The organism is Citrobacter sp. S55_ASV_140 (genome assembly GCF_018919505.1).
Classification (GTDB): Bacteria; Pseudomonadota; Gammaproteobacteria; order Enterobacterales; family Enterobacteriaceae; genus Citrobacter; species Citrobacter werkmanii.
In genome coordinates, this window is sequence record NZ_JAHLQZ010000163.1 from 1 (window position 1) to 8,958 (window position 8,958).

An 8,958-nucleotide genomic window follows, 5' to 3' on the forward strand; every position below is an offset into this window, starting at 1 on the left:
GATATTGATACGGACTATTTCTATAAAGCCACGCAGTCAGTGCGGGATAATTACGGTAAAGACCACCAGGATTTGATCAAACGTATTCAGGATGTGAAGTAATTCATCAGGCGGAGGGGAGCAATCCTCTGCCTGAGTCTTTTGATTAATTCGAGGTGATAATTATGGGTGAATGCTATTCATCGGTAATGGATTTTCTTTATCGGGTCTCTATGTGGATTGCTGGTGTCGCATTATTGGTTATGGTCGCCATTATCCCTATTGGCATATTCGCACGCTATGTCCTGAACAATGCCCTGTCATGGCCTGAACCGGTCGCCATTCTTTGTATGGTGACGTTCACCTTTATTGGCGCGGCGGTGAGCTATCGCGCAGGTTCGCATATCGCGGTGAGCATGGTGATTGACCGTCTGGGGGAGTCCGCCCGTCGTTACTGCTCGATTGTCGCAGATATCATGTTGGTGGCGATCAGCCTGTTTATTCTCTGGTATGGAATCAATCTGTGTCTTGAGCTGTGGGACCAGCCTGTCGCGGAATTCCCGCTTTTAAGCGCCGGGCAAAACTATCTGCCGTTGCCGATTGGCTCCGCTATCACGCTGCTGTTTATCGCAGAAAAGATTTTCCGCGGCCCGCAATATCAACGTCCCGTTGTCATGCTGGGTTCAACCAGCTAGTTACCGCCCCCATTTCATTAAGGAAAGCAGATGGATGCATTTATTCTCGTCTTTACGCTTGGCATTATGCTGGCGATTGGGGTACCGGTAGCGTACGCGGTTGGCATTAGCGCCATCATTGGAGCCTGGTATATTGATATTCCGCTGGAAGCCGTGATGATCCAACTGACCAGCGGAGTAAACAAGTTTTCGCTGCTGGCGATCCCATTCTTTATTCTGGCCGGGGCAATCATGGCGGAAGGGGGGATCGCGCGCCGCCTGGTGAATTTTGCCTATATTTTCGTTGGCTTTATCCGCGGCGGGCTGTCGCTGGTAAATATCGTCGCCTCGACCTTTTTTGGCGCAATTTCAGGATCGTCGGTGGCTGATACCGCTTCTATCGGTTCAGTGATGATCCCGGAGATGGACAAAAAAGGCTACCCGCGCGACTTTGCCGCGGCAGTAACCGCCAGCGGCTCGGTGCAGGCGATCCTCACGCCGCCCAGCCATAACTCGGTTATCTACTCGCTGGCAACGGGCGGGACGGTGTCGATTGCCGCGCTGTTCATCGCCGGGATCTTGCCGGGCCTGTTGCTGAGCTTTAGCCTGATGGTGATGTGCGTGGTTTTTGCCCATAAACGCGGTTATCCAAAAGGGGAGCGCGTACCGTTTCGCCAGGCGCTGAAGATTTTCGTCGATACACTGTGGGGATTAATGACGGTGGTGATCATCATGGGCGGGATCCTGTCAGGTATCTTTACCGCAACGGAATCCGCGGCGATTGCCTGTCTTTGGGCCTTCTTTGTCACCATGTTTATCTATCGTGACTATAAATGGTCAGAGCTGCCGAAGCTGATGTTCCGCACGGTGAAAACGGTGACTATTGTGATGATCCTGATAGGCTTTGCCGCCGCGTTTGGGGCCGTCATGACCTATATGCAGTTGCCGATGCGGATTACCGAAGCCTTCACCAGCATCTCGGATAACAAATACGTCATCCTGATGTGCATTAACATCATGCTGCTGCTGATCGGTACGCTGATGGACATGGCGCCGCTGATCCTGATCCTGACGCCGGTGCTACTACCGGTGACCAACGCACTCGGTATTGATCCGGTCCATTTTGGTATGATCATGCTGGTGAACTTAGGGATCGGCCTGATTACGCCGCCGGTGGGGTCGGTGCTGTTTGTGGCCAGTGCGGTGAGTAAGCAGAAAATCGAGCAGGTGGTGAAGGCGATGCTGCCATTCTACCTGGTGCTGTTCCTGGTGCTGATGCTGGTGACGTACATTCCGGCGATTTCGCTATTTCTGCCGAAACTGTTTGGCGTGATGTGATAAATGCCCGGTGGCGCTCGCGCTTACCGGGCCTACAAACTACGCTTGCATAGGCCGGATTACGCGAAGCCGCCATCCGGCACAAGGTGGTTTAGCGACGAACGGCGATCGCTTCAATCTCGATTTTCACGTCTTTCGGCAGACGAGCAACTTCCACGCAAGAACGCGCCGGGAAGGTCGCGTTGTGCTCGGTGAAGAACGCTTCGTAGGTGGCGTTGACGGTAGCGAAATCGTTCAGGTCTTTCACGAAGACGGTCGTTTTAACGATGTCGCCCACTTTCAGACCTGCTGCTTCAACGATAGCTTTTACGTTTTCCAGCGACTGACGCGCCTGAGCGGACACGTCTTCCGCTACGGCGCCGGTTTTCGGATCGACCGGGATCTGACCGGAAGTGATTACCATGCTACCCAGGTCAACACCCTGTACGTATGGGCCGATTGCTGCTGGTGCATTTTCCGTCGCGATAGTCTTGCTCATGATTTCTCCTGAATTACAGCGGTAATAGAATGTTCCCGCTCATTATAGGGAGCAGGGATCTCATAACCAACCCTAATTAGTTGGCCAGCACCACATAATGCGAAAACTCTTTTTCACAGTATTTGCATTTGAGTGCGATGTCATCAGCACGCTTTTTCACTGCAAAACTGGAAGAAACCGGCTCAGCATGACTGATGCAGTTGCTGTTCGGACACACCAGCACGTTGTCGATGCGCTCTGGCAGACTCGGACGTGATTTACCCACCACGTCGTAATTATCAATGCGGTTCACCGTTGCCTGCGGCGCATACAGAGAGAGCTGGTTAACCTGCTCGTCGGTCAGGAAGGTATTTTCAATTTTGATCAGGTCTTTACGACCCATCTCACCGGACGGCAGGTTCAGACCGATGGTGATTCGCTGGTCGGTTTCTGTCAGCTTGAACAGCGTCAGCAATTTAAAACCAACCTGTGCGGGAATATGGTCAATCACGGTGCCACGTTTGATGGCTTCAACCTGCAGTTTGTTATCGTGTGTCATCTCTTTTTCTCCCTTACAGTGCCAGTTCGCTATTCAGTACCAGTGCCAGTAACGCCTGGCGGGCGAAGATGCCGTTGCCAGCCTGCTGGAAATACCAGGCGTGCGGCGTCTTATCGACGTCGGTGGTGATTTCATCAATACGCGGCAGCGGGTGTAGTACCTTCATATTGGCTCTGGCGCCGTTCAGGTCGCTGGCGCGCAGGACAAACTGTGCTTTCACGTTGGCGTATTCGGATGGGTCCAGACGCTCTTTTTGTACGCGGGTCATGTAGAGGATATCGACTTCCGCCATCACCTCTTCGATAGTGCCATGCAGGCTCCAGGCGATGCCCTTTTCAGTCAGCATATCCAGAATGTACTGCGGCATGGCCAGCGCATCCGGGGCGATGAAGTAGAAGCGGTTGCCTTCAAACTTCGCCAGCGCCTGGGTTAAGGAGTGGACGGTGCGGCCATATTTCAGATCACCCACCATGGCGATTTGCAGATTGTCCAGGCGGCCCTGTGTCTCCTGAATGGTAAACAGATCCAGCAGCGTTTGGGTTGGATGCTGGTTAGAGCCGTCGCCCGCGTTAAGAACCGGGACGTTACCAGAGAATTCTGTTGCCAGACGCGCGGCGCCTTCCTGCGGATGACGCATGACGATGGCGTCGACATAGGTGCTGATGACGGAAATGGTGTCAGCCAGCGTTTCGCCTTTTTTGCCCAGAGACGTGTTGCTGCTGTCAGAGAAACCTACCACGCTGGCGCCCAGACGGTGCATAGAAGTTTCAAAGGATAGACGGGTGCGGGTGGACGCCTCAAAGAAGCAACTGGCGATGACCTTATGCTTTAACAGCTCCGGTTGTGGGTTCGCTTTTAATTTCGCCGCCGTTGCGAGGACCAGATTGAGGTCATCGCGGCTGAGGTCGTTTATGGAAATGATGTGTTTTTGATAGAGCGGGTTAGCCATGTTTATCTCCTGACGCCTGGGCAAAAAAAAAGCCCCTCAATTGAGGGGCTCGGAATGGGTGATCAACGGAAAGAAAAACGGCAGGCCAGCGTCCTTTTTCAGACGCGGTAAGACAAAATGTCGTACACACTGAACCATACATCCTCCCGGCAAATTGTCCGCGATTATACTCAGCTACGTTATGGGATCAAGCGAAAAATGCACGATTTATTCATCGCAAACGGTTCTTCTGAATTTTAATTCATTTTAAAGAGATAATTAATCTGCTTGTGAACCAGGCCCGTTCGCTGCACGACGCGCGGCGCGACCCAGACGATACTGCTGCCGGCAATGACGCCCAGAATTTCCGGCAAGGCGTGATAATCGAGGATTCTGGCAACCGCGCGACCATATCCTGCAGCGGTGTGAATAAGGATAAACTCGCTATTGTGTTCTATGCTGACCACCATTTCAGCGATCGATCGCGCCGCATCAGGAGCGGGTCGTGACTGAGGATTGACAGAATAAATTTTTTGCCCTTTTGTATTTCTTATTTTTATGGCCCCAAGCAACTTCAGCAAACGAGACACCGTCGACTGACTAATACTGGTAAAGCCGTGGCTTTGCAGGTCGCGGCGCAGCGCTTCCTGGGACAGGTAGCTTTTTTCGCTAATCAGGCGCTGACACATCGCCAGCTGTTTTTGCTCTTTGGCAGAGTAATCATCGAATTCCTTCATAAAATCACCTTATATTTCTTATCTGTATCAATGCGATGGCGAAATTCACCACATTTGCAGTATCAATAACGGCTCAAACGGGCGGTTGTGCAGAAAAACGAGAGAACGATCAAAAAAGCCGTCGGATACCGACGGCTAAAAGGGCTACAGCATCGCGCCGATACTCAGGACGACCATGTTCAGTAACGTCAAAATAAGCAGTAACGGAGCGACCCATTTCAGGTAACGCACATAGGGAACGCGCGCGATGGCCAGCCCCCCCATCACAACCGCAGAGGTGGGCGTAATCAGATTCACAATGCCGGAAGCGGATTGATACGCGGTGACGACCAGATCCCTCTGTACATGCGCGAAGTCGGCCAGCGGGGCCATAATGGGCATGGTGAGGACCGCCAGCCCAGAGGACGATGGGACCAGGAAGGAGAGCAAAACTTCCAGCCAATAGGTCACATTGATGAAAATGGTGGTGGAAAGGCCGGAGACTATATTTTCGGCGCTGTGCAGAATGGTGTGAGTGATCATGCCGTTATCCATCACCACGACGATGCCGCGCGCAATACCGATAATCAGCGCCACGCCAAGCAGATCCCGCGCACCGTCAATGAATGTACTGGTAAATGCCTCTTCACTCATGCGGGCGATTACGCCGACGATAATCGCAGCAGCCAGAAAGACAGCGGATATTTCTGCCATCCACCATCCGAGTACCGCCACCCCATAGATCATTACCGCAAAGGCGGAGGCGAAAATCAGCAGGATCCATTTCCGCGTTGCCGTAAATTCCAGATTGGTATTGGCGCGACTACCGAGAAAATGGGCGCGGTTTTCCTCCATTTTATCCGCCACGATAGACAGCTCAGGATGGCTGCGAACTTTCCGGGCATAGCGCATGACCCACACCACGCAGATCACATAGCCGACGACCAGCAGCAGAATGCGCATCAACATTCCCTGGGTGAAGGGGATCCCGGCCGCGTTGGCAGCGATAACCGTTGCGAACGGGTTAATGGTCGAACCGAGTGTGCCGATACCTGCGCCGAGCAAAACGGTCGCAGCAGCGACCAGTGGATCAAAGCGGGCCGCCATCATTACCGGGACGAGCAGCGTGTAAAAAGGTAGCGACTCTTCCGCCATCCCGTAAATCGTACCTCCGGCGGCGAAAAGTCCCATCAGGATGGGGATCATCCACTCTTCTTTGCCGTTAAGCCTGACCGTCACGCGTTCGATACCGGCGTCGATGGCCCCCGTTTTGTTTACCACGCCGAGAAACCCGCCGATGATCAGGACAAACAGCGCCACATCAATGGCGCCGGCGGTGTAGGTCTCGTGATTATAAAGACCGTCAATTGGCGCCAGCAGTACAGCGGTAATACCTTGTGGATGCGCCTCTGTGGGGGCATAAGTCCCGGCAACCGGCACTTCTTTACCCAGGGTCGCATTCATCGCCATCTGGTATTTCCCTGCCGGGACAATCCAGGTCATAACAGCGACGAGTGCAATAAGAATAAACAGGATGGTATACGCGCTGGGAAATTTGAATTTGCCCATGATGTTCTCCGGATAGCTCGGGCATATGCCGTCAGGCGACATATGCCCGCAGGGGTTAGTCGCCGAGTGTCGCTACCATGACCGCTTTGATGGTATGCATCCGGTTTTCTGCTTCGTCGAAGACGATGGAGTGTGCTGACTCGAACACCTCTTCCGTGACCTCAAGCCCTTTCAGGCCGTAAGCCGCTTCGATTTCACGCCCAACTTTGGTGTGTTCGTTATGGAAGGCGGGCAGACAGTGCATAAATTTCACATTGGGGTTGCCGGTTGCGTTGATGACTCGTTGGTTAATCTGGTAAGGCGTCATCAGGCTTACGCGTTCTGCCCATGCCTCTTTGGGTTCGCCCATGGAGACCCAGACATCGGTATAGAGGAAATCCACGTCGTAAACGCCTTCCTCAACGTCCTCCGTGAGCGTAATGCGCGCGCCTGTCACGCTGGCGATTTCACGGCATTCGGCAACCAGCGTCTCATCCGGCCAGAAGGATTTAGGGGCGACGAGGCGGATGTCCATCCCCATTTTCGCCGCGCCAACCATCAGCGAATTACCCATGTTATTGCGGGCGTCACCGAGGTAGGCGAAGCTCAGTTCAGGTAAGGTTTTGCCCGGCGCGTGTTCCAGCATGGTCATCAGATCCGCAAGGATCTGCGTAGGGTGAAATTCGTTGGTCAGTCCGTTCCATACCGGAACACCGGCGAACTGCCCCAGTTCTTCGACGATCTCCTGGCCATATCCGCGATATTCGATGCCGTCGTACATGCGGCCTAACACGCGGGCGGTATCTTTCATCGATTCTTTGTGACCAATCTGTGAGCCGCTTGGGCCGAGATAGGTCACCTGCGCGCCCTGATCAAAAGCGCCAACCTCAAAGGCGCAGCGGGTGCGGGTTGAGGTTTTTTCGAAGATGAGCGCGATATTTTTACCGACCAGCGTCTGTCTTTCGCGTCCGGCCTTTTTCGCCGTTTTTAATTCGATAGCCAGATCGATCAGGTACTGGATCTCTGCCGGGGTGTAGTCGAGCAATTTAAGAAAATTGCGATTTTTTAAGTTAACAGTCATCAGAATGTCCTTATGTAGGCCGGATAAGGCGCAGTCGCCCATCCGGCAAAAATGGGTCATGCGTCGTAAGCAATGGTTTCGGGCCGAATCAATGTGCCTTTCTCTCCCGAGAGAATGGCCGGGCCGTCGGCCAAGGAGCCGATGCCTGCTATCCCCTGGCATTGAGAGACAAAATTCGCGCAGGCGGTAACTTTCGGCCCCATAGAACCGGCGTCGAACTGCATCTCGCCGAGTATTTCGGGGGTGACCTGAGCCAGAGGGCGCTGGGTGGGTTTGCCCCAGTCGAGGTACACCGCGTCGGCATCGGTCAGGATGAGCAACGCATCAGCATGAAGCTGGCTGGCGAGCAGGGCGGCGGAGAGATCTTTGTCGATCACGGCTTCAATGCCGTGGTAGCCATCGGCTTTTTCCACGACCGGCACACCGCCGCCGCCATTGCAGATGACCAGATGATCGCGGGCGATCAACGCCTGGATCGCGTCACTTTCAACAATGCGTTTGGGCTGCGGAGAGGGCACAACGCGACGGAACGCTTTACCATCGGCTTTGAAAACCCAGCCTTTTTCCACCTGTAATGCACTGGCCTGGGTTTGGTCGTAAATGGGCCCGATATATTTGGTGGGATTGCTGAAGGCTGGATCGTGGGCATCGACTTCAACCTGCGTCAGCAGGACGCTAATTTCTCGCTGTGGAAGCTGGTTTTTCAGCGCCTGTTGCAACATATAGCCAATCATTCCCTGACTTTCCGCGCCGAGAATATCGAGCGGATAGGGGGTGACGCTGGCGTAAGCGCTGTTTTGTAACGCCAGCAGTCCAACCTGTGGGCCATTGCCGTGTACCAGAATCACACGCCACTGTTGCGTAAGCCGGGCGATGGTTTTTGCCGCCAGCTCAATATTCTTACGTTGGATGTCTGCTTCCAGCGGCTCGCCGCGTTTGAGCAGCGCGTTGCCGCCCAGAGCCACAACCAGGGTTGGTTTATTTTCCATGACGTCTCCTTAAATACCGTCGCGTTCCAGCGGGCAGCTCATGCAGCGCGCGCCGCCGCGTCCGCGTCCAAGTTCGTCGCCAGGAATGGGTAAAACGGTGATGCCGGCTTTGTCGTATTTCTCGTTGGTCCAGATATTGCGCTCGTAACCCACAACAACGCCGGGGCGTAGCGTCAGGACGTTGTTGGCGTCATTCCACTGTTCACGTTCGGCTTCGAAGGCGTCACCGCCGGTAGTAATCAGGCGAATTTGATCGAGCCCCAGCGCTTTTTCCAGGGCATGGACCAGCGTACTTTCCTGCGTCCGTTTCAGGCCGCCGCGCCCGTCTGGCGTCAGAGTCCAGCACTGCACGTCCGGGCGCACCACTTCCGGGTAAACAGAGAAGGTATCGATATCGATGTGGGTCATCACGGTGTCGAGATGCATACAGGAACGATGCTTAGGCAGTTCGACCGCGATGACGCGCTCTGCCTGGCGATGCTTGAAGAGTGACTGGGCAAGGAACTCGATTCCCTGTGGCGTGGTGCGCTCAGACATGCCAATAAGTACCGCACCGCGACCAATGACCAGCACATCTCCACCTTCTAATGTGGCGTGGTCGTAATTAATATTTTCATCACCGAAATATTTAATAAATTCGCCATCGGCAAATTGTGGGTGCCAACGGTAAATCGCCCGCAGATTATTAG

At 53.9% G+C, this 8,958-nt stretch carries 12 protein-coding genes and 1 pseudogene; 4 read left to right on the forward strand and 9 right to left on the reverse strand.

Translation table 11 applies throughout. The features are described 5' to 3' along the window. From KQJ18_RS24710 to KQJ18_RS18540, 3 genes and pseudogenes are all read left to right on the forward strand, one after another. Positions 1-102: pseudogene (locus KQJ18_RS24710) on the forward strand (TRAP transporter substrate-binding protein); the annotation flags it as partial. Positions 103-164: 62 nt separating this feature from the next. Beyond that, entirely contained in the window at positions 165-674 is a 510-nt protein-coding gene (locus KQJ18_RS18535) for a TRAP transporter small permease (RefSeq protein ID WP_038636733.1), read from the forward strand. Positions 675-704: 30 nt separating this feature from the next. After that, entirely contained in the window at positions 705-1,991 is a 1,287-nt protein-coding gene (locus KQJ18_RS18540; RefSeq protein ID WP_204526432.1) for a TRAP transporter large permease, read from the forward strand. A gap of 91 nt (positions 1,992-2,082) precedes the next feature. Here KQJ18_RS18540 and ridA read toward each other — a convergent pair whose 3' ends face one another. The 4 genes from ridA to KQJ18_RS18565 form a co-directional block, all read right to left on the reverse strand. Next, positions 2,083-2,469, reverse strand: coding sequence for a 2-iminobutanoate/2-iminopropanoate deaminase (gene ridA / locus KQJ18_RS18545; protein ID WP_000047544.1), 387 nt, complete (start codon positions 2,467-2,469; stop codon positions 2,083-2,085). A 76-nt stretch (positions 2,470-2,545) separates the two neighbouring features. Next, entirely contained in the window at positions 2,546-3,007 is a 462-nt protein-coding gene (gene pyrI, locus KQJ18_RS18550; protein WP_069324772.1) for an aspartate carbamoyltransferase regulatory subunit, read from the reverse strand. A 13-nt stretch (positions 3,008-3,020) separates the two neighbouring features. Continuing rightward, on the reverse strand, positions 3,021-3,956 hold the full coding sequence (gene pyrB / locus KQJ18_RS18555) for an aspartate carbamoyltransferase (RefSeq protein WP_038636743.1): 936 nt from the start codon (positions 3,954-3,956) through the stop codon (positions 3,021-3,023). Continuing rightward, positions 3,949-4,098 carry a hypothetical protein gene (locus KQJ18_RS18565; RefSeq protein ID WP_230131637.1) on the reverse strand — a complete coding sequence of 50 codons (150 nt, stop codon included), beginning with the start codon at positions 4,096-4,098 and terminating at the stop codon, positions 3,949-3,951. The genes pyrB and KQJ18_RS18565 overlap by 8 nt, the downstream gene beginning before the upstream one ends. On the opposite strand from KQJ18_RS18565, the gene KQJ18_RS18570 reads away from it, so the two are divergent. Then, positions 4,074-4,196, forward strand: a complete 123-nt coding sequence (locus KQJ18_RS18570; RefSeq protein WP_087857458.1) for a hypothetical protein — start codon at positions 4,074-4,076, stop codon at positions 4,194-4,196. The two genes, KQJ18_RS18565 and KQJ18_RS18570, sit on opposite strands and share 25 nt — an antisense overlap. On the opposite strand, the gene KQJ18_RS18575 is transcribed toward KQJ18_RS18570, so the two are convergent. From KQJ18_RS18575 to KQJ18_RS18595, 5 genes are all read right to left on the reverse strand, one after another. After that, the gene (locus KQJ18_RS18575) at positions 4,193-4,672 is read right to left on the reverse strand and encodes an arginine repressor (protein ID WP_038636746.1); all 480 of its coding nucleotides are present in this window, start codon (positions 4,670-4,672) and stop codon (positions 4,193-4,195) included. The two genes, KQJ18_RS18570 and KQJ18_RS18575, sit on opposite strands and share 4 nt — an antisense overlap. Positions 4,673-4,816: 144 nt before the next feature. Continuing rightward, positions 4,817-6,220, reverse strand: coding sequence for a YfcC family protein (locus KQJ18_RS18580; protein WP_216422470.1), 1,404 nt, complete (start codon positions 6,218-6,220; stop codon positions 4,817-4,819). Positions 6,221-6,275: 55 nt separating this feature from the next. Further along, complete coding sequence (gene argF / locus KQJ18_RS18585; protein WP_085048409.1) at positions 6,276-7,280, reverse strand: ornithine carbamoyltransferase; 1,005 nt, start codon at positions 7,278-7,280, stop codon at positions 6,276-6,278. 56 nt (positions 7,281-7,336) lie between these two features. Continuing rightward, complete coding sequence (gene arcC, locus KQJ18_RS18590) at positions 7,337-8,269, reverse strand: carbamate kinase (protein WP_038636753.1); 933 nt, start codon at positions 8,267-8,269, stop codon at positions 7,337-7,339. A 9-nt stretch (positions 8,270-8,278) separates the two neighbouring features. Further along, a partial coding sequence (locus KQJ18_RS18595; protein ID WP_253297526.1) for an arginine deiminase family protein occupies positions 8,279-8,958 on the reverse strand: 680 nt, incomplete at its 5' end.